This window comes from Caballeronia calidae, assembly GCF_900044055.2.
GTDB lineage: Bacteria > Pseudomonadota > Gammaproteobacteria > Burkholderiales > Burkholderiaceae > Caballeronia > Caballeronia calidae.
The window spans coordinates 138788-162207 of the sequence record NZ_FCOX02000006.1; the positions used below are offsets into that span (position 1 = coordinate 138788).

General features: G+C 66.0%; 20 protein-coding genes. 9 read left to right on the plus strand and 11 right to left on the minus strand.

All coding sequences use genetic code 11. The features are described 5' to 3' along the window. The first annotated feature begins 94 nt into the window (after nt 1-94). Both AWB78_RS08715 and AWB78_RS08720 read left to right on the plus strand, forming a co-directional pair. Nucleotides 95-808, plus strand: a complete 714-nt coding sequence (locus AWB78_RS08715) for a heavy metal response regulator transcription factor (RefSeq protein ID WP_062604159.1) — start codon at nt 95-97, stop codon at nt 806-808. Continuing rightward, a complete protein-coding gene (locus tag AWB78_RS08720) occupies nt 805-2292 on the plus strand; it encodes a heavy metal sensor histidine kinase (RefSeq protein ID WP_062604160.1) in 1488 nt (495 codons plus the stop codon). Before AWB78_RS08715 ends, AWB78_RS08720 begins: the two co-directional genes overlap by 4 nt. A gap of 9 nt (nt 2293-2301) precedes the next feature. On the opposite strand, the gene AWB78_RS08725 is transcribed toward AWB78_RS08720, so the two are convergent. The 10 genes from AWB78_RS08725 to AWB78_RS08770 all read right to left on the minus strand — a co-directional run bounded on the left by AWB78_RS08725 (nt 2302) and on the right by AWB78_RS08770 (nt 13957). After that, nucleotides 2302-2916: a hypothetical protein gene (locus AWB78_RS08725; RefSeq protein ID WP_232477648.1), complete on the minus strand. Its 615-nt coding sequence runs from the start codon at nt 2914-2916 to the stop codon at nt 2302-2304. A gap of 156 nt (nt 2917-3072) precedes the next feature. After that, nucleotides 3073-4065 (minus strand): hypothetical protein, encoded by a 993-nt coding sequence (locus tag AWB78_RS08730; RefSeq protein WP_062604162.1) that lies wholly within the window; start codon nt 4063-4065, stop codon nt 3073-3075. A gap of 146 nt (nt 4066-4211) precedes the next feature. Then, entirely contained in the window at nt 4212-4559 is a 348-nt protein-coding gene (locus AWB78_RS08735; RefSeq protein ID WP_062604243.1) for a hypothetical protein, read from the minus strand. Between the two features lie 123 nt (nt 4560-4682). Next, nucleotides 4683-5033: a hypothetical protein gene (locus AWB78_RS08740; protein WP_062604163.1), complete on the minus strand. Its 351-nt coding sequence runs from the start codon at nt 5031-5033 to the stop codon at nt 4683-4685. 189 nt (nt 5034-5222) lie between these two features. Beyond that, nucleotides 5223-5384 carry a hypothetical protein gene (locus AWB78_RS08745; RefSeq protein WP_157697441.1) on the minus strand — a complete coding sequence of 54 codons (162 nt, stop codon included), beginning with the start codon at nt 5382-5384 and terminating at the stop codon, nt 5223-5225. A gap of 309 nt (nt 5385-5693) precedes the next feature. Beyond that, nucleotides 5694-8429: a nitrate reductase gene (locus tag AWB78_RS08750; RefSeq protein WP_062604165.1), complete on the minus strand. Its 2736-nt coding sequence runs from the start codon at nt 8427-8429 to the stop codon at nt 5694-5696. Between the two features lie 22 nt (nt 8430-8451). After that, complete coding sequence (locus AWB78_RS08755; protein ID WP_062604166.1) at nt 8452-9711, minus strand: NAD(P)/FAD-dependent oxidoreductase; 1260 nt, start codon at nt 9709-9711, stop codon at nt 8452-8454. Then, nucleotides 9708-10052, minus strand: coding sequence for a nitrite reductase small subunit NirD (gene nirD / locus AWB78_RS08760; RefSeq protein ID WP_062604167.1), 345 nt, complete (start codon nt 10050-10052; stop codon nt 9708-9710). The genes AWB78_RS08755 and nirD overlap by 4 nt, the downstream gene beginning before the upstream one ends. A gap of 26 nt (nt 10053-10078) precedes the next feature. Beyond that, entirely contained in the window at nt 10079-12619 is a 2541-nt protein-coding gene (gene nirB, locus AWB78_RS08765) for a nitrite reductase large subunit NirB (RefSeq protein WP_062604168.1), read from the minus strand. Nucleotides 12620-12631: 12 nt separating this feature from the next. Then, nucleotides 12632-13957, minus strand: a complete 1326-nt coding sequence (locus AWB78_RS08770; RefSeq protein WP_062604169.1) for an MFS transporter — start codon at nt 13955-13957, stop codon at nt 12632-12634. A gap of 629 nt (nt 13958-14586) precedes the next feature. On the opposite strand from AWB78_RS08770, the gene cobA reads away from it, so the two are divergent. The 4 genes from cobA to AWB78_RS08790 all read left to right on the plus strand — a co-directional run bounded on the left by cobA (nt 14587) and on the right by AWB78_RS08790 (nt 17711). Then, nucleotides 14587-15354, plus strand: a complete 768-nt coding sequence (gene cobA, locus AWB78_RS08775) for a uroporphyrinogen-III C-methyltransferase (RefSeq protein ID WP_062604244.1) — start codon at nt 14587-14589, stop codon at nt 15352-15354. 84 nt (nt 15355-15438) lie between these two features. Further along, nucleotides 15439-16014, plus strand: a complete 576-nt coding sequence (locus AWB78_RS08780; protein ID WP_062604170.1) for an ANTAR domain-containing response regulator — start codon at nt 15439-15441, stop codon at nt 16012-16014. Nucleotides 16015-16035: 21 nt separating this feature from the next. Further along, nucleotides 16036-17166 (plus strand): CmpA/NrtA family ABC transporter substrate-binding protein, encoded by a 1131-nt coding sequence (locus tag AWB78_RS08785; protein WP_062604171.1) that lies wholly within the window; start codon nt 16036-16038, stop codon nt 17164-17166. 59 nt (nt 17167-17225) lie between these two features. Then, the gene (locus AWB78_RS08790) at nt 17226-17711 is read left to right on the plus strand and encodes an adenosine-specific kinase (protein ID WP_062604172.1); all 486 of its coding nucleotides are present in this window, start codon (nt 17226-17228) and stop codon (nt 17709-17711) included. On the opposite strand, the gene AWB78_RS46385 is transcribed toward AWB78_RS08790, so the two are convergent. After that, complete coding sequence (locus AWB78_RS46385) at nt 17699-17953, minus strand: hypothetical protein (protein ID WP_157697442.1); 255 nt, start codon at nt 17951-17953, stop codon at nt 17699-17701. The two genes, AWB78_RS08790 and AWB78_RS46385, sit on opposite strands and share 13 nt — an antisense overlap. Nucleotides 17954-18036: 83 nt before the next feature. Here AWB78_RS46385 and AWB78_RS08795 point away from each other — a divergent pair, with 83 nt between their 5' ends. The 3 genes from AWB78_RS08795 to AWB78_RS08805 are packed head-to-tail and all read left to right on the plus strand — an operon-like array spanning nt 18037 to nt 23294. Next, the gene (locus AWB78_RS08795) at nt 18037-18618 is read left to right on the plus strand and encodes a DUF2760 domain-containing protein (RefSeq protein ID WP_062604173.1); all 582 of its coding nucleotides are present in this window, start codon (nt 18037-18039) and stop codon (nt 18616-18618) included. Next, on the plus strand, nt 18615-20507 hold the full coding sequence (locus AWB78_RS08800) for an Hsp70 family protein (RefSeq protein ID WP_198399240.1): 1893 nt from the start codon (nt 18615-18617) through the stop codon (nt 20505-20507). Before AWB78_RS08795 ends, AWB78_RS08800 begins: the two co-directional genes overlap by 4 nt. Beyond that, nucleotides 20508-23294, plus strand: a complete 2787-nt coding sequence (locus AWB78_RS08805) for an Hsp70 family protein (RefSeq protein WP_062604174.1) — start codon at nt 20508-20510, stop codon at nt 23292-23294. Nucleotides 23295-23420: the final 126 nt, after the last annotated feature.

The following is a 23420-nucleotide window of genomic DNA, read 5'->3' on the forward strand; positions in this document are numbered from 1 at the left end:
CGGGACGAAATCAAGCAGGAAGGCTGCGAGGCTCGTATAGTAAGCAGTTGAACGAACACGGTAAACACACACTGAACGCGCACAGGTGCCAGGCATGAAAGTCCTGATAGTCGAAGACGAACATAAAGTGGTGGACTACCTGCGCTCGGGCCTGACCGAGCAGGGCTGGGTCGTCGATGTCGCGATGGACGGCGAGGAAGGCACGCATCTCGCCATCGAATACGACTACGACGTGATCGTGCTCGACGTGATGCTGCCAAGACGCGACGGCTTCGCGGTGCTGAAGGCATTGCGCATGCAGAAGTCCACGCCGGTCATCATGCTCACCGCGCGCGATCACATCAACGATCGCGTGCGCGGCTTGCGCGAAGGCGCGGACGACTATCTGACCAAGCCGTTCTCGTTCCTCGAGCTCGTCGAGCGATTGCATGCGCTCGCGCGCCGCACGCGCGCGCAGGAATCGACGCTCATTTCCGTCGGCGATCTGTATGTCGATCTGATCGGACGCCGCGCGACCCGCGACGGCGTGAGGCTCGATCTCACCGCGAAGGAGTTCCAGCTGCTTTCGGTGCTCGCGCGCCGTCACGGCGACATTCTCTCGAAGACCGCGATCACCGAGCTCGTCTGGGAAGTCGATTTCGAAAGCCACACGAATGTCGTCGAAACGGCGATCAAGCGCCTGCGCGCGAAACTCGACGGACCGTTTCGCACGAAACTGCTGCATACCGTGCGCGGCATGGGCTACGTGCTCGAAGTGCGCGAAGCCCGCGAGACGCGCGAAGCAAGGGAAGACGCGAGACCATCATGAACACGAAGTGGGCGTCGTTGCCGCAGCATGAGGCGCGTGAGCCGCGCACGCAGCGCTCCATTTCACGGCGTCTCGCCGTGATGTTCGCGCTGGTTGCGCTGTTCGTGTTTTCGCTCGTCGGCTCGGGCTTGTTTCTCGTGCTGCGCGTGCAGCTCGAGCAGCACTTGCGCGATTCGCTCGACAATCGCGCGGAGATCGCGCGGCTCATCGTCACGCACGTATCGAATCCGGACAAATGGAAGATCGCGAAAGAGAAGCTCGCGGACATCACGCCGCGCGACGGCTCGACGCTCTTCGCCGTATCGAGCAACGATCCGCGCTATGAATACGGCGCGCCGCCGCAGGGCCGCGTCGTCAAGCGCGTGATGGGCGGCTATGCGCGCTTCCGCCCCGCGGATCACACGTACGACATGCTGATGACCACGCTGACGATCCCGCCGAATGCGGACCGTCCGCCCTTGCAGTTGTTCGTCGCGATCGACTGCTCGCCGAACGTCCACACGATGCGCGCGTTCGGTCTCGCGCTCGCCGCATTGATGGCGCTCGCCACCGTCGCCGTGCTGGTGCTGAGCTATTCGGTCGCGCGACTCGGCCTCGCGCCGCTCACGCGGCTCACGCGCGACGCATCGAAGCTGAGTCCGAACAACCGCTCGCAGCGCCTCAACACGCGCGCGCTGCCGATGGAACTGGAAGATCTCGCGAAGTCCTTCAACGGCGCGCTCGAACGGCTCGATCACGCTTACGGAAGGCTCGAATCCTTCAATGCCGATGTCGCGCACGAGCTGCGTACACCGGTCACGATACTCATCGGTCAGACTGAAGTGGCGTTGACGCGCGACCGTTCCATCGAAGAATTGCGTCACACGCTGCAATCGAATCTCGAAGAGTTCGAGCGCGTGCGCGCGATCATCAACGACATGCTGTTCCTCGCGCGCGCCGATCAGGGCGAACGCGCAACGGGTCTCGTCGAGGTATCGCTCGCGGCGGAAGTCGGCCGCACGCTGGAATTTCTGGAGATTCCGCTGGAGGAAGCGCAGGTCCGCGCGGTGGCGAGCGGCGATGCGCGTGCCTTCGTGAACACGTCGCTGTTCGGGCGCGCGCTGTCCAATCTCGTGATGAACGCGATCCAGCACTGCCCGCCGCATGCGACCATCTCCGTGTCGATCTCGCGCGAGCATGGGCGCATCCGCATCGCGGTGGCGAATCCCGGCGAGCCCATTCAGCCGCATGTGATGGCGCATCTCTTCGACCGCTTCTATCGCGCGGAAAGCTCGCGCACGAACAGCCGCGAGAATCACGGCCTGGGCCTCGCCATCGTGAAGGCGGTGGCGGAGATGCATCGCGGCACGGTGTCGGCAACGAGCGAGAACGGCGTCAACACGTTCTCGTTCTCGGTCGCGCGTTTCGGCAACGAGCCGCGGCGCGCGGAGGATGTGGCGTTGCCGGTGCCGCCGGTCGTCGAGACGAAGTCCGCCGCGACGTGACGGCGTTCGTCACTGACAGAAATATTCGTCCGATGCCGCGACCGGCGCCTCCGCGGTCGCCGGCTTGAAATGACTGTACTTGCGGTACGTCTTGCCGTTCACCGTGACGGACTCCGCCGCTTCCGTCTCGCCCGAGCTCGATGCGATCGCGCTGCTGTGCGCTTCCACGTTGCCGTTGCTCCAGCTGCTCGCGCGCGCGAACGCTCCGCCTTTCGACGTATCGGTCTTGTTCTCCGTCGAGATCGCGTTCGTGACGGGATTGCCGAAACTCTTCGTATCGATCGACGATTTCGGCGGCTCATACCCCCACTTCGACGTGAGCGTGCTCATGTCGATCACCTGCGGCTTCCAGCCGATCACCTTCGGGCCGATCGCGAGGGGCGACAGTTCCACCGCGACGATCTGCGTGCCGCGCCGCGCCACCAGCAGGCACTTGCCGCCCGATGTCTGCAACGGCACGTAGCCGCTCGACGGCAACAGCGCGAGCGCCTGCGCGTCGGGCATCGACTGCACGCCGACCGGGTTCGCGGCCCAGATCACGCCGGCGCTCGCATCGGCGTGCGCGCTCATCGGCATCATCGAGACCATCGCACTCGCCGCGAGCGCGATGGCCGCCGTTTTCATCTGACTCTTCATCGCATGCCTCAGCGGGAAAACGAGGGTTGACTCTCCGGGACCAGTCTTTCAGAGCCAACCCTTCAAAGGGAGAGACGGCCTGATTGCTCAGACGCGTCTCTTCTGCTCCATGGCGCCACTCTGCCAATGGACGGGGCTGCTTCCTCACTGCACCAGCGAGACTTCGATCTTTTCGCCGATGGGCGCGTTCGCCACTTCCACGCCATCCGTGTCCGCAGCCTGATCGTACATCCGCGCCGCGACCGGCGTCGGCTGCGCCACCTGCTTCGCGGGCGCCGGCTGAGCCTGCTTGGCCTCGTCCTGGGTCTTCAGGTTGACGTCCGGATTGTTCGCGGCCGTCACCGGCAGGCCGAGACGCGCGCGGATCAGCGGGTCGCGATACTTTTCGTCATCCGACAGCACCGCGTCCGCGCCCGACTTCGCGAGCGGCGTGGTCATGCCCGGGCACAGATGGCCCGTGGCTTCGACCGCGCGGCGGTTCGCTTCGCTCTGGCACAGCAGCGCGAGCGCGACATCCGTCAGGCCCATCGCGCGGAATTCGCGTGCATCGAGACGGCGTACGCAAGCCTGGTCGACGAGCGTCGTGCCACCGGTCGCGCCGAAGCCCGTGATCGAGAGGCCGAAGCTCGCGGAGCCCATGCAGGTATCGGAAAGCGTCGTCGTCAGTGCGGGGGCGGCGATCGCCGGCGTCGTGCGCACCGAGTACGAGCTCTGGTTGTAATCGACCGTCGTGCGCGTATCGAACGCGCTCGTGCCGGGGCCGCTGGTGGCCGCCTTGCCGGTCGCATCGGTGCCGCTGCTCGCGCCGGTGCCGTTCGCGCCCGTGCTCGAATTCGCGAGGGCCGGCATCGTCAGCGAGATGTTGACGTTCGACGAGCCGCCCTGAGCGGACGATCGGCCGCCGTTCGCGTTCGCGACACCGAGGCCGCCCACCGACGAAGAATTGGAACTGGTGTTGGCCGTCGAGTTCGCCGACGTGCCGATGTTGTTGAGACTGGAGCCGCCACCCTGGCCGATGCCCGTCGAAGTCGAACCCGAGATCGAACCCGACGTGGAATTGGACGTGGTGTCAGCATGGGCGAGTTGCGCGGCGCAAAACAGGACCGCGCATGCCAGTTGCAAAGTGGTCTTCTTCATTATGGTTCTCCGGAAAGAAAGGGGAACGCCACAGCGCATGACGGTCCCGGACGACTTAGAGTTTTTTTATGGGTTTCGGCAAAGGCGGTGTCCGAGAAGCAGTTGCCTCATCGTGACGCCGCCTCCGCCGTGGCTCACGGGCCGGCTTAACGCCAGCCGCCGCCGAGCTTGCTCCATGCATTGGCCGCTGCATCCGCGCCCGAGACACCGCCCGCTTGCGCGTTGCCGTGACCGAAGCCGCTCACGTTCGACGTGTTGCTGTGGCTCGTCGTGGCGTTGGTGGCATTGCCCGTCGCCCCGAACAGATTGCCGGCGACCGATTGCGCGTTGCCGTTTGCCGTGCCGTAGTTGGTGGCGGTGAAATGACCGAAGCCCGAGACCGAAGCGGAGGTCGTGCCGCCCGAGGTCGAGCTCGAGCTGGAGTTCGCGGAAGCGGCCATCGCGCCGACGGAGACGAACGAGAGCAGTGCAGCAGCGATCAGAGTGCGTTTCATGATTTGCATTCCTTATCGAGTCAGTAAGATTGGATTTCGTTGTTTTCTCTTCGAACCACGATCACACCGATTTCGGAGAGCGAACCCCGTTGCGGGCGAAGTCCGCCGTCCGTCACGGAGTGCTTAGCGCCAGCCGCCGCCGAGCTTGCTCCAGGCGTTGGCCGCAGCGTCAGCGCCCGAGACGCCCGTTGCCGTCGAACCGCCGAAGCCCTTGCCGCCGACCGACGACGTGTTGATGTGGCTGGTCGTGGCGTTGGTCGTGTTGCCCGTCACGTTGTAGCCCTTGCCGGCCGTCGCCGATGCGTGGCCGTTGGCGGCGCCGGCGTTGGTCGCGGTGAACGAGCCGAAGCCGTAGACGGCCGCTGCGGTGGTGCCGCCCGAGGTCGAGCTCGAGCTGGAGTTCGTTCCCGTTGCGAAAGCAGCGGCGGAAACGAGCGAGAGAGCGGCGGCGGCTGCGATCAGTTTGCGTTGCATGGTGAAGTCTCCAAAGTAGGCGCACGGTCGATTCCAGCTACATCGCGCCGGGACGTAGCGGACACAACAAGAAACTGTTTTCGTTAGCAATCCTATTTCAACGGCCTGACCGACATTCGCTTTGGTGAACCTGAGCGAAGATCAGCGGGCGTTTGAAACGGGATGCGCGTCAGGCGCGGGCCAACGAGATCAGAGGCGGTAAGAAGCGCGAACGCCGCGGACTTCGATCAGGCGAAGTCGCCGCTCGTGCATGAGGTCGAGTCTGGGTTGTGACGGAAGGTCTGTGTCCGTCGAGCGGATCGCGGCGCGCTGGCCTTCCGCTATCTCGATTTGTTTTGCGTTGTTCTTCATCGCAATCCCCGTATCACTTCTTGTGATGTTTTCAGGCATTTGGTCTTTACTTCGTGCCTGTTGTTTTGAAGTGACTGTACGCAACATGAATCGGGCGAAGCGTGGGAGAACCAACACTAAGCTTCAGGTCACACCAAATCGTGAGAAATTTGGTTGGAAACCCCTCATATGATCAGGCGAACGGGCCGCAGCCCCTTTGTTTTCGTGGGTCTTCGCGGGTTTTCACGGATCAGCGCGCATGAGGCGAGCGCATGAAAACAAAAACGCGGGCGACATGCGCCCGCGTTCGTGCAATAGTCCGCGCAGCCGTCAGACCGTGCTGAGACGCGCCATCTCCGTTTCGACGATGAGCTTCTTCAGCTCCGGCACACACGATCCGCAATTGCCGCCCGCCTTCAGGCACGACGTGACTTCCGCGGCCGTCTTCAGCCCTTTGTCGAGAATCGCGTTGCAGATCGTGTTGCGTCCGACACCGAAGCACGAGCACACCGTCGGTCCGGTGTCCTCGCCCTTCGCGGCAGGCTGGCCGAGCAGGAGACTCGCGCGGTCTTCGTCGTCGAGACGGTCTTTCTCGAAGAGCGTCGCGAGCCATGCGCGCGCGGGCAGATCGGGACGCTCGGAGATGAACACGCAACTCTCGATGCGATCGTCGACCACATGCGCCGCGCGATACACGCCCGCGCTCTTGTCCTCGTATTCGATCCAGTCCGCATGATGATCGTCGATGCGAAAGAGAGCGCGCGCCCAGTCGTGATGATCGTCATGCGATGCATCGAAGCGATTGCGCCCGGCCATCTCGTAGCGCACGAAGCGCGCGCCATGCACACGCGTCCAGTGCGTGACCATGTCCAGGTCGGGCGCGGCGCGCGAGAGCGAAAAGCCATGCCACGTGACGTGGAATTTCTCCACCGCGACAGGCGTGTGCTTGAACTCCGGCTCACCCGACACCGGATCGACGACGGGATTCACCACCGCGCCGACGCGCGCATCGGAGGCCACCTGATCGTTCCAGTGAATCGGCACGAAGACGCTGCCGCGCGGCATGCCGCCGCCATGCTGCACGCGCGCGATCATCGAGCCCCAGCGGCTCGATACGCGCGCGAGCTCGCCTTCGCGCACACCACATGCAAGCGCGTCCTGCGGATGCATGTCGATGAACGATTCGCCGATGTGCCCCGCGAGCTTCGCGGAGCGGCCCGTGCGCGTCATCGTGTGCCATTGGTCGCGCACGCGCCCCGTGTTGAGCACGAGCGGATAGTCTTCGTCGGGCGCGTTGACGGGCGCGCGCGGCGGTGTCGCGACGAAGCGCGCGCGGCCATCCGCGTGACTGAAGCGGCGCGCCTCGAAGAGCCTCGCAATGCTGCCTTCCTCCACGCTGCGCAGCGGCCATTGCGTCGGCTGCAATGCATCGTACGCCGTGCGATCGAGACCGCTCAGGCCGCCGATGTCGAACGCGCGATGCACGCCGCTCGACGCATCGTTGCGCCAGGCGCTCAGGCGCGCGTGTTCGTCGAAGATCTCGTTCGGCCCCGTGAAATCGAAGCCTTCGAAGCCCATGCGCTGCGCGACATCGCACACGATGCGCCAGTCCGCGCGCGCGCTGCCCGGCGCCGGAAGGAACGCGCGCTGCCGCGAGATGCGCCGCTCCGAGTTCGTCACCGTGCCGTCCTTCTCGCCCCAGCCGAGCGCGGGCAGAAGCACATCGGCGAATGCGTTGGTATCTGTCTTCTCGATGATGTCGGATGCGACCACGAGTTCGCACTTCGCCAATGCGCGCTTCACGCGATCGCCATCGGGCAGGCTCACGACCGGATTCGTGCCCATGATCCACACGGCCTTCACGCGGCCCGCCTCGATCGCATCGAACAGTTCGACGGCTTTAAGGCCCGCGCGTTGCGCCACGACCGGCGAGTGCCAGAACGTCTGTACGATCTCGCCATGCAACGGATCGCCGAACTCCAGATGCGCGGCGAGCGTGTTGGCGAGACCGCCGACTTCGCGGCCGCCCATCGCGTTCGGCTGGCCGGTGAACGAGAACGGCCCCATGCCCGGCTTGCCGATGCGCCCCGTCGACAGATGACAGTTGATGATGCTGTTGACCTTGTCCGTGCCCGCGCTCGACTGGTTCACGCCTTGCGAGTACACCGTCACCACGCGCTCGGTACGCGCGAAGAGCCGATAGAACGCCATCAGATCGTGTTGATCGAGCTTGCAGTCTTTCGCTGTTTGCGCGAGATCGGAAGGCCCGGCAGCGGCGAGCGCGGCATCGAACCCATTGGTGTGGGCATCGACGAATGAAGCATCCGTTGCGCCGTGCTCCGCGAGAAATGCGAGCAGGCCATTGAAGAGGCGCACATCGCTGCCGGACTTGAGCGGCAGATGCAGGTCCGCCATTTCGCACGTCGCGGTATGACGCGGATCGATCACGACGATCTTCACGTCCGGCCGCTGCTCCTTCATCTTCACGATGCGCTGAAAGAGAATCGGATGACACCATGCCGTGTTCGATCCGACCAGCACGATGAGGTCCGCGAGCTCGAGATCCTCATAGCTCGTCGGCACGAGGTCTTCGCCGAACGCGCGCTTGTGCCCCGCCACCGACGACGACATGCAAAGCCGCGAGTTCGTATCGATGTTCGCGCTGCCGATATAACCCTTCATCAGCTTGTTCGCGACGTAATAGTCTTCGGTGAGCAACTGGCCCGACACGTACAGCGCGACCGCGTCCGGACCATGCTCGGCGACGATGCGCGAGAAGCCGCTCGCGACCGTGCCGAGCGCGTCGTCCCACGATGCGTCGGTCAGCGCGCCCGTTCGTCTGTCGCGCAGTTTCGGTTCGAGCAGGCGCCCTTCGAGTCCGACCGTATCGCCGAGCGCCGATCCCTTCACGCACAGACGCCCGAAGTTCGATGGATGCGCGACATCGCCCGCGATCGTGACTTCGGTCGCGCTCGTGGGCGTTGCCTCGACGCCGCAGCCGACGCCACAATACGGGCACGTGGTTTTGACGGAAGACGTATGAACCGGAATGATGGGGATGCTCACGTTTGAATTCCCTTACCTAGCTTCACGCTTCACAAAGCGTCTTGCCGAACAGAAGCTTGCCGCGCAGATGCGAAACGTCCGTGCGGTTCTGAATCAGATCGAAGTACCAGCCGCCGTCTTTCACGTCGCCATACAGCACGGCGCCGATCAGACGTCCGGCCTGCAACACAAGCCGCTTGTAGACGCCGCGGCGCGGATCGCGCAGCACGAGATCCTCGCTGCCGTCGCCGCCAATGAAATCGCCGGCCGAATACAGATCGACGCCCGTCACCTTCAGCTTGGTCGCGGTCGCACTCTGCACATAGCGTCGATGCCCCGCGCCCGCGAGATGCGCGCCCGCGACGCGCGCCTGATCCCAGATCGGCGCGACGAGGCCGAACGTCGCCGAGCGATGCTGCACGCATTCGCCCACCGCGTAGACGCGCGGATCGAAGGTCTGCAACGTGTCGTCGACGACGATCGCGCGTTCGCAATGCAAGCCCGACGCCTGCGCCAGCGCGATGTTCGGCCGCACGCCGGCCGTCATCACGACGAGGTCCGCGTCGATCTGCGTGCCGTCCGCGAAACGCACGGCGCGCACGCGGTCCTCGCCGACGATCTCGGTGGTCTGCGCGGCCATCGCGAAGCGCAGGCCTTTCGCTTCGAGCGAGCGCTTGAGCAGTGCGGCCGCGCTCGCATCGAGTTGACGGTCCATCAGGCTGTCGGTCGCATGCACGACCGTCACCGACATGCCCTGACGCTGCAAGCCGTTGGCCGCTTCGAGCCCGAGCAGGCCGCCGCCGATGATCACCGCGCGCCGATGATCGCGCGCGGCTTCCATCATCGCTTCGACATCCTGGATATCGCGAAACGCGATCACGCCGGGAAGATCGCAGCCGGGCACCGGAATGATGAACGGCTTCGAACCGGTCGCGATCAGCAGACGGTCGTAACGCGCCTCGACGCCCTTCTCCGAACGCACGATGCGCCGCGCGCGATCGATCCCGGTCACGGCATCGCCCGCATGCAGCGTGATGCCGTTCGCGTCGTACCACTCGCGCGTATTGAGGATGATGTCGTCGACACTCTTCTCGCCCGCGAGCACCGGCGACAACAAAATGCGGTTGTAGTTGCCGTACGGCTCTGCGCCGAACACGGTGATGTCGTAGAGCCCCGGCGCGATCTTCAGCAGCTCTTCGACCGTGCGCATGCCGGCCATGCCGTTGCCGATGACGACGAGACGCTGACGCGGCGCGGCGTCCTGCAGCGACGCCATGCCCGCAACCGCATATTCGGTCTTCATGCCGCGACCCACACCTTGCCGCCCGCGACCTTCACGCGATACGCGCTCACCGAAAGCTCCGGCGTTTCGAGGCATTCCCCGGTGCGAAGGTCGAAGTGCTGCTTGTAGATCGGCGAGGCGACGACGATGCGCTCGCCGAGACTCCCGACGATGCCGCGCGACAGCACCGCCGCCTGCGAATGCGGATCGTAATTGTCGATCGCGTACACGGCCGCGTCTTCGCCCGCGAGATGAAACACCGCGACCTGCGCGCCCTTCACGAGCGCGCAGACGCCCGTGTCCGGCACGATGTCGTCGAGTTCACAAACGGCGGTCCAGTCCTGTTCGATGCGGTCGTTCATGATGATCTCCTTGAGTGTGCGATGAGTCAGGCGGTTTCGACAATGACGGGGATATCGCTCAATCGGGTCCTGCGCTCTTCGATCGTCGCGGGGCGAATCTGGCCGCGCTCTTCCACGAAGGCCACGTTCGCATCGCCGGCGTCGCTGTTCACGAAGTGACGGAAGCGCTTGCGCGTATGCGGATCGGTGACGGCCTTCTTCCATTCGTCCTCGTACGTATCGACGACGAGCTGCATCTCGGCTTCGAGTTCAGCGGCGATATCGAGCTTGTCGTTGATCACCACGTCGATCAGATAGTCGAGCCCGCCTTCGAGGTTGTCGCGCCATACGCTCGTGCGTTGCAGGCGATCCGCCGTGCGCACGTAGAACATCAGGAAGCGGTCGATATAGCGCACGAGCGTGTCGTGATCGAGATCGGACGCGATGAGTTCGGCATGGCGCGGCTTCATGCCGCCGTTGCCGCAGACATAGAGATTCCAGCCCTTTTCCGTCGCGATCACGCCGACATCCTTGCCTTGCGCCTCGGCGCATTCGCGCGTGCAACCGGACACGCCGAACTTGATCTTGTGCGGCGTGCGCAGGCCCTTGTAACGGTTCTCCAGTTCGATCGCGAGACCGACCGAATCGCCGACGCCATAGCGGCACCACGTCGAGCCGACGCACGATTTCACCGTGCGCAGCGCCTTGCCGTAGGCATGACCCGATTCGAAGCCCGCTTCGATGAGCTCTTCCCAGATGAACGGCAATTGCTCGACGCGCGCGCCGAACATGTCGACACGCTGCCCGCCCGTGATCTTCGTATAGAGGCCGTACTTCTTCGCGACCTGGCCGACCGCGATCAAACCATCGGGCGTCACTTCGCCGCCGGGCATGCGCGGCACGACGCTGTACGTGCCATCGCGCTGAATGTTGGCGAGGTAGTAATCGTTCGAGTCCTGCAGGCTCGCGTGCTCCTTCTTCAGAACGAACTCGTTCCAGCACGATGCGAGAATGCTGGCGACGGCGGGCTTGCAGATATCGCAGCCGCGCCCCTTGCCGTGCTTCGCGAGCAGCGAGCCGAACGTGCGATGCCCTTCCACGCGCGCGATGTGATAGAGCTCCTGACGCGAATACGGGAAGTGCTCGCAGAGGTGATTGTTCACCGCGAGACCTTGCCGCTTCATCTCCGACTTCATCACCTGCGTGACGAGCGGCACGCAGCCGCCGCACGACGCGCCCGCCTTGCACGACGATTTGATCGCGCCGATGCTGGTCGCGCCCGCGCACACGGCCGCGCAGATTTCCGCCTTGCTCACGTTGTTGCACGAACAGATTTGCGCGGCATCGGGCAAGGCTTCGACGCCGAGCGCGGGCTTGGCCTTGCCGTCGCTCGAAGGCAGGATCAGGAATTCGGGCGCTTCGGGCAGCTCGATCTTGTTCAGCATCATCTGCAGCAGCGTGCCGTACTCGGTCGCATCGCCGACCATCACGCCGCCGAGCAGGAACTTGCCGCAATCGGACACGACGATCTTCTTGTAGACCTGCTTGCGCTCGTCGCTGTACTGATACGTGCGGCTGCCCGGAGTCTTCGCGTGCGCATCGCCGATGCTCGCGACATCCACGCCCATCAGCTTGAGCTTCGTGCTCATGTCCGCGCCCGCGAACGCCGCTTCCTCGCCGATGATCTGCTTCGCGACGATGCGCGCCATGTCGTAACCCGGCGCGACGAGGCCGAACAACTGGCCCTGCCACAACGCACATTCGCCGATCGCGAAGATGGCGTCGTCGCTCGTGCGGCACGCGTCGTCGATCACGATGCCGCCACGCGCGCCGATCGTGAGACCGGCGGCACGCGCGATGTCGTCACGCGGACGGATGCCCGCGGAGAACACGATCATGTCGGTGTCGAGATGCGTGTCGTCGGCGAAGTTCATGCGGTTGACGGCGCCCTCGCCATCGACGATCGCGAGCGTGTTCTTGCCCGTGTGCACCGTCACGCCGAGTTCCTCGATCTTGCCGCGCAATACGCGGCCGCCGCCGTCATCGACCTGCACGGCCATCAGGCGCGGCGCGAACTCGACCACGTGCGTTTCGAGGCCCATGTCGCGCAGCGCCTTCGCCGCTTCGAGACCGAGCAGGCCGCCGCCGACCACCGTGCCCGTCTTCGAGCGCGCGCCGAACGCCTGCATCGCTTCGAGATCTTCGATCGTGCGATACACGAAGCAGCCGTTGCGGTCCTTGCCTTCCACTGACGGCACGAACGGATAGGAACCCGTCGCGAGCACGAGCTTGTCGTACGCGAGCACGTCGCCGTTCGACACCGTGACGGTGCGCGCCGCGCGATCGATCGCGACCGCGCGCGCATTCAGCTTCAGCGCATAGCCCGAGCGCTCGAAGAAGCCTTCTTCGACGAGCGAAAGATCGTCCGCGCTCTTGCCCGTGAAGAATTCGGTCAGATGCACGCGGTCGTACGCGGCGCGCGGTTCTTCGCACAGCACCGTCACGTGCAGCGCTTCGTTGCCGCTCTCGGCGAGACATTCGAGGAACTTGTGGCCGACCATGCCGTGGCCGATGACGACGATTTTCATGTCGGGACCTTCTCAGTTTGCAATGACGTTATTGGCGGCAAGCGCGCTTTCGCGCAGTGCGGCTTCGCGTGCCTTGTGTTCGGGAGAGAAGCGCACCGCGAGCGCGCACAGCGCCGTGCCCGCGACGACCACGCCGAGCATCGAGAGCGTCGCCTGCGCGTTGCCGAGACCCTTCATCAGGAAGCCCGCCGCAACCGCGCCGACGTTGCCGCCCGCGCCGATCACGCCGGCCACGCCGCCGAGCGCGCGGCGATCGATGAACGGCACGAGCGCGTAGGTCGCGCCGCATGCCATGTGGGTGAAGAGGCCGAATACGAGCATCGCGACGATGGCGAGCACGACGCTGCCCGCGTGGGCAAACGCATAGAGGCCGATGCCTTCGCCCGCGATGAGCGCGAAGAGCAGCGTCGCGCGGATATCGAGGCCTTTCTTCGCGGCGGCCTTATCGGAGAGCCAGCCGCCGAGCGCGCGGGCGAAGAGCGCGAGCAGGCCGAAGCTGCCCGCCGCCATGCCCGCCTGGCCGAGCGTGAGATTGAAGTGATCGACGTAGTACACCGCCGCCATGTTGTGGATGAACACTTCCACGCCGAAGCAGGCGCCGTAGGTCACGAAGAGCATCCACACGCGATAGTTCGAGCATGCGGTCACGAAGCTCTGCCAGCCGCCCTTCTTGCCGCCGTCGATGGCGATGCCCGCGCGGCGCAGCGTCGCGAAGTCGCCTTGCGGGCAATCCTGCGTATAGCGCCAGTAGAAGAAGGCCATGACGGGCATCGCGATGCCCGGCACGATCAGCGCGACGCGCCATGCCGATGCCTCGCCCGCACCCAGCGCGATCGCAGCCGCGACGAGCAGCGGGATGATCGCCTGCGCCGCGCCCGCACCCGCGTTGCCCCAGCCGGCGGTCGTCGCGTTCGCGGTGCCGACGACGTTCGGCGCGAACATGACGGAGGTGTGGTACTGCGTGATGACGAAGCTCGCGCCGATCGCGCCGATCGCGAGACGGCACCACAGGAAGCTGTCGTAGCCCGTCGAGAGAGCGGCGCCGAGCACCGGCACCGAGCCCGCGAGCAGCAGCGCGCTATACACCTTGCGCGGGCCGAAGCGATCACACATCGGGCCGACGACGAGGCGCACGAGTATCGTCACCGCGACCGCCGCGATGTTGATGTTCGCGACCTGATCCGCCGTGAGGCCATATTCGCGCTTGATGAGCGGCATCAGCGGCGCGCACGCGAACCACGCGAAGAAGCACACGAAGAACGCCATCCACGTGAGATGGAAGGCGCGCATCGGCGCGGTACGCATGCTGAAGAGATCGATCCGGGTGGCTTTGTCCATCGTCTTTCCGCAAAAAAGAAAGGCGTCCCGCGCATTCGACCGGTCAGCCGAATGCGGGGGACGCCGTTGTCCGATGCCCGCATGGCTGCAACCTGCCGGGCGCTGTATTCAGGACGGATCGCCGTTGATCCGATGGCGAGACATAAGGCAAGGGCTATGCCATGCGCGATGCATCGGCTGGAGAAGCTTGCTGTGCAAGGGTTTGCGGGATGCCTGCACCGCTTGGGCGCACGCGCGTCACGTCGCGTTCCGATGCGGACAGGCACAAGGATGGTGCGACGCAGCACTGATGCCGTGCGAACGTGCGCGCAGCGACGTTTCGCGGTACACGATTTTTGTACTATTCGGTTAGGCCGGGCGTTCACTCGAACGAAGCACGCTCGCGCCGAAGCGGTGCCGCGCATGCGGATCGCGCACAAGGACAGTGCGGGGCAAGCCAGCAAAGTCCCTGTTCGACGCAATGGCCCGCTTATTGCATTGACGCCTGCGCTGCGGACAACGGCGTTCGCGGCAGATCGAATCGAAGGAACGAGGACAAGGGCGTCCCCATCGTGCAGCGACACGAGCGGACGCTATCGGCGTTTGCCGCGCCGATGCGCCTCACATACGCAAAGAATCAGGAAGCAACGATGAGCAACTTCAAAGGCAAAGTCACGCTGCTGAGCGCAGGCCCCGGCGACCTCGACCTGCTGACCCTGCGCGCCGCGAAAGCACTCGCCTGCGCCGACATCCTGCTCGTCGACGATCTCGCCAACGCCGATATCGTCACGCTCGCGCCGCAAGCGCGCGTGATTCGCGTCGGCAAGCGCGGCGGTTGCAAGTCGACGCCGCAAGCGTTCATACAGCGCCTCATGCAGCGTTACGCGAAGAAAGGGCTGCACGTGGTGCGCGTAAAGGGCGGCGATGCGCTGCTCTTCGGCCGCGCGGGCGAAGAGATCGCCGCATTGCGTGAAGCGCATATTCCAGTCGACATCATCAACGGCGTGTCGTCGGGATTCGCGGCGGCGGCGGGGCTCGGCATCTCGCTCACGCATCGCGATCATTGCCAGGGCGTGACCTTCGTCACCGCGCACATGCAGGATCACAGCCAGCCCGACTGGGCCGCGCTCGCCGCCACCGGCACCACGCTCGCGATCTACATGGGCATGAGCCGCATCGCGAGTCTCACGGCATCGCTGCGCGAAGCGTTGCCCGCAAGCACGCCGGCCGCCGTCGTGCAGAACGCGGGATCATCGATGGAAAAGCGTCTCGTCACGACGCTCGACCGGCTCGCCGAAGAAGCCACCGCCGCCGGTCTCGGCAGTCCCGCGGTGATTCTCATCGGCGGTGCGATCGGCGAAGCGGCTGAGTTCACGGCGCGCGCTGCGTACGTCAAAGGCTTTGCGCATGCCGCGTGAAGCTGGTTCTCAAACGGCGAACGGCGCGTTACAGTCCAATGAACCGCTTCCGCCGTTCTTCGCATGACCCCTTCCGCTTCCCCCATGCTTCGCGTTCTTCTCGTCACCGACACCGACAAGCCCATCGGCGACCTGCGCGAGCAGCTCGCGCGCATGGGCTATGACATGCTCGCTGAAGTCGCCGCGCCCTCGGCGCTGCACAAGGCCGTCGAGAGCCAGAAGCCCGATGTCGTCATCATCGATACCGAATCGCCGTCGCGCGACACGCTCGAACAGCTTGCCGTGATGAACAAGGCCGCGCCGCGTCCGGTGCTGATGTTCAGCAACGACGCCGATCAGCAGTTCATCCGCGCGGCGGTGGGCGCAGGCGTCACCGCGTATTCCGTCGAAGGGCTCGCGCCCGAGCGGCTCGCGCCGATCATCGAAGTCGCGCTCGCGCGTTTCGCGCATGAAGCGCAGTTGCGCCAGCGCCTCGCGCAAGTGGAAAGCGAGCTGGAGCAGCGCAAGGTCATCGACCGCGCCAAACGTCTGTTGATGGACAAGCGCGGCATGTCCGAAAACGAAGCTTATGCGGCGCTTCGCAAGCGCGCGATGGATCAGGGCGTGAAGGTCGCGGAGATCGCGCGTCAGCTTCTTTCGATGGCCGATCTGCTGCGCTAGCCGACGCACTCAAGAACCGATATGAATCCGCCCGACACGAACTTTCCCGCGCCCGAGCGCACGCATCTGCGGCTCGGCTTCGTTGCGCTTTCCGATGCCGCGCCGCTCGCCGTCGCCGCGTTGCGCGCGCTCGGCGCACGCTACGGCATCACCATCGAGCTGTGTCGTCAGCCTTCGTGGGCCGCCGTGCGCGACAAGCTGCTCTCCGGCGAAATCGACGCCGCGCACGCGCTCTACGGGCTCGTGTATGGCGTGCAGCTGGGCATCGGCGGTCCGCAGGCGGACATGGCCGTGCTGATGGTCCTCAACCGCAACGGTCAGGCGATCTCGCTGTCGCGGCCGCTCGCCGAGGCGATCGATCAGGGCGCGAGCGTCAGGGAGGCGCTGCGTTCGCTCGGACGCACGCCCGTCATCGCGCAGACCTTTCCGACCGGCACGCATGCGATGTGGCTGTACTACTGGCTCGCGGCGCACGGCGTGCATCCGTTGCGCGATATTCAGAGCATCGTGATTCCGCCGCCGCGCATGGCCGATGCGCTCGTCGAAGGCGCGCTCGACGGTTTCTGCGCCGGCGAGCCGTGGCATGCGGTGGCCGAGGCGCGCGGCGCGGGAAGGACGGTCGCGTACACGAGCGAAATCTGGCCGGATCATCCGGAGAAGGTGCTCGCGTGCCGGCGCGATTTCGCCGCGCTCTATCCGAACACGGCGCGCGCGCTCGTGCGCACGATGCTCGACGCCTGCGCATGGCTCGATGCGAGCGCGCATCGCAGCGAGATCGCGGAGGCGCTGTCGTCGGCGGAACTGGTCGGCGTGCCGCGCGCGCTGATCGAGCCGCGCCTTGCCGCTACCCACGGCGTCGACGCCCGCGCGCTCCCGGTGCGCTTCTTCGATGGCGGCGCGGTCAACTATCCACGCGTGTCGGACGGGCTGTGGTTCATCACGCAGTATCGGCGCTGGGGCATGCTCGATGCCGATATCGACGATGCGCGCATTGCGGCGAGCGTCAACCAGACCGCGCTCTATCGCGAAGCGGCGCAGGCAGCGGGCATCGCGCTGCCCGGCGAGCGGCGCGCGGCCACCTTCTGCGACGGCCGCGCATGGGACGGCGGCGACGCGGCCGCGTATCTCGCCGGCTTCGAAATCAGGGCGTAAAAATGCGGGCGTAGAAAAGCGCCTACCATGGAATCTCCAGCGCGCACCGGAGATTCGCCATGGAATTGCTCGCCATCGCCATCGACAAGCCCGAGGACACCAACTTCATCCTCGGCCAGTCGCACTTCATCAAGACGGTCGAAGATCTGCACGAGGCGCTCGTCGGCACGGTGCCCGGCATCCGTTTCGGGCTCGCGTTCTGCGAGGCGTCGGGCAAGCGGCTCGTGCGCACGTCGGGCACGGACGACACGCTCGTCGAGATGGCGGCGCGCAATGCGCAGAGTATCGGCGCGGGGCACAGCTTCATCATCGTGCTCGGCGACGGCTTCTTTCCCGTGAACGTGCTCAATACCGTCAAGGCCGTGCCGGAGGTCTGCCGCATCTTCTGCGCGACCGCCAATCCGACGCAGGTGCTCGTCGCGCAGACGGATCAGGGGCGCGGGATCGTCGGCGTGGTGGACGGGCTGCCGCCGCTCGGCGTCGAAACCGCCGAAGACGTGCAGTGGCGCCGCGACCTCCTGCGCAAGATCGGCTACAAGGCCTGAAAATCCCCGAAACGCCCGCCACGCCTTGACTTGGCGGCGCAAACCGCGAGAATGTGGCCCGCCGCCGCGCGCTCTGGCCCGCGTTTTTTCCGGCCGGGGCGCGACATCATGGAAAATACCGAGATACGGTATAAAGGCCGTAACGCTTTTCGTGCTGTTTTATCGTGCTGCTTTTTCGTGCGCTTCTGCGCGCCGCCGACGGCGCGCGCCTGAAAACCGCACGAACCGATCACTCCCGGCATCACCCGCCGACACGGCACCGAACACCGGCCACCCGCGCCGCCCGAGGATAGGGTCGTCCTCGCGCGGCCAACAGGAGCATCACATGACCGACATGAATCCAGGCTTTTTCGGCAGGATAGGCATCGCCTTCGGGGCCTTCTTCGGCATTCTGGGCAATGCGGCGTTCGCCGGCCGCGTGCAGCGCCTGCGCGAAGCGCCCGACGCGCCCGATTTCGCGGCCGAAACGCCCAAGCCCGCCGCCGCGCCCGTCGAGGCCGCGCCCGCGCCGTCCGCGCTGAAGGAAGCCAGCCCCATCGCCGCCTTGCAGCTGCTCGGCCTTCTGCAGCGCGACGCGCGTTTCATCGATTTCGTCGAAGAGGACATCGCCAATTACAACGACGCCGATATCGGCGCGGCCGCCCGCCTCGTGCACGACGGCTGCCGCGCGGTGCTGCGCGAGCATTTCTCGATCAAGCCCGTGCGCACGGAAGCCGAAGGCAGCCGCATCACGCTGCAGGAAGGCTTCGACGCAGCAGCGGTGCGCCTGACGGGCAATGTCGTCGGCAAGCCGCCTTTCAGCGGCAGCATCAGCCATCGCGGCTGGAAGGTCGAGGACACGCGCCTGCCGAAGCTCGCGCCGTCCCATGATGCGAGCATCGTCGCGCCGGCGGAGGTGGAACTGTGAGCGATATCAACGAAAACCAGAGCCAGGCGCGCTATTCGATCGGCGTCGATCTCGGCACGACGCATTGCGCGCTCTCCTATGTCGACATGAGCGCGAGCGACGGCGAAAAGACCGCGCAAGGCGTGCTGCCCATCTCGCAACTGACCGCGCCCGGCGCCGCCGAAGAGCGCGATCTCCTGCCCTCGTTCCTCTATCTGCCGCACGAAAACGAGCTCGCGCCCGGCGATCTCACGTTGCCGTGGACGCAGGAGCGCACGTTCATCGTCGGTGAACTCGCGCGCAGCCGTGGCGCGGGCACGCCGATCCGCCTCGTTTCCAGCGCGAAGAGCTGGCTGTGCCATCCGGGCGTCGATCGCCGCGCGGCGATTCTGCCGTCCGATGCGCCCGAGGAAGTCGAGCGCGTGTCGCCGCTCGAAAGCTCGGTGCGCTATCTGACGCACCTGCGCGAGGCGTGGAATCACCAGCATCCGGACGCGCCGTTCGATCAGCAGGACGTCACCGTGACGATCCCTGCTTCCTTCGATCCCGCTGCGCGCGAACTCACCGCCGAAGCGGCGGCGGCCGCCGGCTACACGCGCATGACGCTGCTCGAAGAGCCGCAAGCCGCGCTCTATAGCTGGATCCAGAAGTCGAGCGGCAACTGGCGCAAGCAGGTCAAGGTGGGCGACGTGATTCTCGTCGTCGATGTCGGCGGCGGCACGACCGACCTTTCGCTGATCGCGGTCGTCGAGCGCGAAGGCAATCTCGAGCTGCATCGCGTCGCGGTCGGCGAGCATATCCTGCTCGGCGGCGACAACATGGACCTCGCGCTCGCGCATACCGTCGCGCGCAAGCTCGCGGCGGCCGGCACGCAGCCCGATCCGTGGCAGTTGCGCGCCCTGACCTACGCGTGCCGCTCCGCCAAGGAAGCGCTGCTGTCCGATCCGTCCGTCGACGCCGTCCCGCTCGTCGTGCCGAGCCGCGGCTCGAAGCTGATCGGCGGGTCGCTGCGCACGGAACTCACGCGCGCCGAACTAACGCAAATCCTGCTCGAAGGCTTCTTCCCGCAGGTCGATGCCGCGGCGCGACCGGTTTCGCGCGCTCGCGTCGGCCTGACGCAGCTCGGTCTGCCCTACGCGCAGGACGCCGCCGTCACGCGTCATCTCGCGGCGTTCCTAGGCCGTCAGGTGAACGCGCTGGCGGAAGTCGAAGGCTTGCAGCGCGAAGCCCCGCAAGGCGCGACGATGCTGCATCCGACCGTCGTGCTGTTCAACGGCGGCGTCTTCAAGTCGCCGCTGCTCGTCGAGCGCGTGATGACGACGCTGAATGCCTGGCTCGCCGCAGAAAACGCGCCCGGCGCGCGTCTGCTCGAAGGCGCGGACCTCGATCTGGCGGTGGCGCGCGGCGCGGCCTATTACGGCTACGTGCGGCGCGGCAAGGGCGTGCGCATCCGTGGCGGCACGGCGCGCGCGTACTACGTCGCGGTCGAATCGGCGATGCCGGCCGTGCCCGGGCTGGAGCCGCCCGTGCAGGCGCTGTGCGTCGCGCCGTTCGGCATGGAGGAAGGTACCGACGCCGAATTGCCCGCGCAGGAGTTCGGGCTCGTCGTCGGGGAGCCGGTGCATTTCCGCTTCTTCGGCTCGTCGGTGCGCCGGCAGGATCAGGTCGGCACGCTGCTCGAATACTGGCAGCCGGACGAGCTGCAGGAACTCGAGGAGATCGAGGCATCGCTGCCGCCGGAAGGCCGCACGCCCGGCGAAGTCGTGCCCGTCAAGCTGCATGCGCGCGTGACCGAAGCGGGCACGCTCGAGCTCGAAGCGATTCCGCGCGGCTCGTCGGAGCGCTGGAAAGTCGAGTTCGACGTGCGCGGCGGCGCGGCCTCGGGCGTGGATCAGGGCATGGGCCTGTAAGTGTCCGCGCGCAAGAAACGGGCGTCGGGCGCGCGGTACAGCGTCGGCATCGATCTGGGGACGAGCAATACCGTCGTCGCTTACGCGGAAATCGGCTCGAACGACATCCGCGTGTTCGAGATCGAGCAGCTCGTCAGTCCCGGCGAAGTGGCCGCGCGGCCGCTGCTGCCGTCGCTGCGCTATCACTTCGCGCCGGGCGAACTCAAATCCGCCGATCTGCAGCTGCCGTGGGGCGAGATGGAAGCGCCCGCGGTCATCGGCGAAATCGCCAGGAAGCTCGGCGCGCAGGTGCCCGGACGGCTCGTGTCGAGCGCGAAAAGCTGGCTGTCGCACGCGGCGGTCGATCGCCTCGCGCCCATTCTTCCGTGGGGCGCGGGCGACGATGTCGAAAAAATCTCGCCCGTGATCGCGAGCGCGAGCTATCTGGCGCACGTGCACGCGGCGTGGAACGAGCGTTTTCCGGATGCGCCGCTCGACGTGCAGGACGTCGTGCTGACGGTGCCCGCCTCGTTCGACGAAGGCGCGCGCGCCCTCACGCTCGAAGCGGCGCGCATGGCGGGCCTCGAAACGCTGCGCCTGCTGGAAGAGCCGCAGGCGGCGTTCTACGACTGGCTGTTTCATCATCGCGAGACGCTCGGACGTGAGCTCGCGTCCACGCGTCTCGTGCTGATCGTCGATGTCGGCGGCGGCACGACCGACCTCACGCTCATCCAGGTCGCGATGGAAAACGGCGAGCCGCGCCTGACGCGCATCGGCGTGGGCAACCACCTGATGCTCGGCGGCGACAACATGGACCTCGCGCTCGCGCATCTCGTCGAGAAGCGGCTCGCGAGCGGCGACGCGCGGCTGTCCGCCGCGCGTCTGTCGCAACTGGTCGAGCGCTGCCGGGCCGCGAAGGAACAGCTGCTCGGCGCGAACGCGCCCGCTTCCGCGTCGATCACGCTGCTGGGCGCGGGCTCGAAGCTCATCGGCGGCGCGCGCTCCACCGATGTCACGCGCGACGAGATCGAGCAGATCATCGTCGAAGGCTTCTTTCCGATGGTGTCCGCGAGCGACCGGCCGAGCCGCGCGCGCGGCGGCATCGTCGAATTCGGGCTGCCTTATGCGAGCGATGCGGCCATCACGCGGCATATCGCGGCGTTTCTCGGCCAGCACGCGGGCGAAGCGCGCAAGGCGCTCGACGTCCCAGCCGAAAAGCTCGCCATTCCGGACACCTTGCTTTTGAACGGCGGCGTCTTTCGCGCCGCTCCGCTCGCGCGGCGCATCGCCGACACGCTTTCCAACTGGCGCGGCGCAGCGGTCAATGTGCTCGCGAACGACCATCCGGACGTGGCCGTCGCGCGTGGCGCGGTGGCGTATGCGCTCGCGCGCGCGGGCCACGCGCCGAAGATCGGCGGCGGCTCGGCGCGCAGCTTCTTCCTTCTGCTCGAAGACGACGCCGACGCGACGCGCGGCGTCTGCGTGCTGCCGCGCGGCACGGAAGAAGGCCAGCCGATCCATCTCGCCGATCGCACGTTCGCGCTCACGCTCGGCGCGCCGGTGCGCTTTCACCTGGCGTCGTCGGTGGCGGAGACGGCTCATCAGGCGGGCGAGCTCGCGGACCTCGGCGCCGCATCGGGCGATTTCGTGCGTCTGCCGCCGATCGCGACCGTCGTCGATCCGCGCGCCGCGGACCACGGCAAGGCACGCGAAACGCCCGTGCAACTGACGACTTCGCTCACCGAAGTCGGCACGCTGGAGATGCACTGCATCGCCGTCGACGATCCCGCGAAGCGCTGGCTGCTCGAATTCCAGCTGCGCCGCGAGACGCCTCAAAGCGACGAGGCCGTCAGCGAATCGCATCCGGCGCTGCCGAAAGCCATCGAGCTGATCGACCGCACGTTCGGCGCGAAGTCGCAGGACGTCGGGCCGAAGGAAGTCAAACGCCTGCGCGCGCAGCTCGAACAGACGCTCGGCGCACGCGATACCTGGGACATCGCGACGTTGCGGGAGCTTTTCGGCGCGCTGTTCGAACGCGCGAAAAAGCGTCGCCGCACCGCCGATCACGAGCGCCTGTGGCTCAATCTCGCGGGCTATTGCATGCGGCCGGGCTTCGGCCATCCGCTCGACGAATGGCGCGTCGAGCGGTTGTGGACGCTCTTCGATCAGGGCATTCAGTACAGCAACGAAAGCCAGATCTGGTCCGAATGGTGGACGCTCTGGCGCCGCGCGGCGGGCGGGCTGCCCGAAGCGGCCCAGTTGCGGTTGCTCGACGACATGGCCTTCGTGCTCCAGCCGCCCGGCACGAGCCGCTATCGCAAGGCGGCGGGCGCGGCGCGCGCGGGCTATGAGGACATGGTGCGGCTCGCGGCATCGCTGGAACGCGTGAGCGTCGAACGCAAGATCGAGGTCGGCGAGTGGCTGCTCACGCGCCTCAGGAAACCATCCGAGAACGTGCAGAGCTGGTGGGCGGTGGGCCGCATCGGCGCGCGCGCGCCGTTCTACGGCAGCGCGCACGGCGTGGTGCCGCCGGACATCGCGGTCACCTGGCTGGATGCGATCCTCGCGCTCGACTGGAAGAAGATCGATCCGGCCGCGTTCGCCGCCGTGCAGATCGCCCGCATGACCGGCGACCGCTCGCGCGACCTGCCCGACGAGGCCCGCGCCGCCGTCGTGCAGCGCCTCGAGACGATGGGCGCGGCAGAGGCGTGGATCGCGATGGTCCGCGAGACCGTCGAGCTGGATCGCGCCGACGAAGGCCGCGTGTTCGGCGAAACGCTGCCGGCGGGGCTGAAGCTCATCCGTTGATCGCTTGCGGCGCGCATCGCGTCGAAATGCTTCGTCCTCAGAAGTTTTTGGCCGATACGTTGCGCGCAGGCCGCGCCACGTCTTGAATACCGGCTGACCGCATCCTATGGTTATCAATGTGTCGAT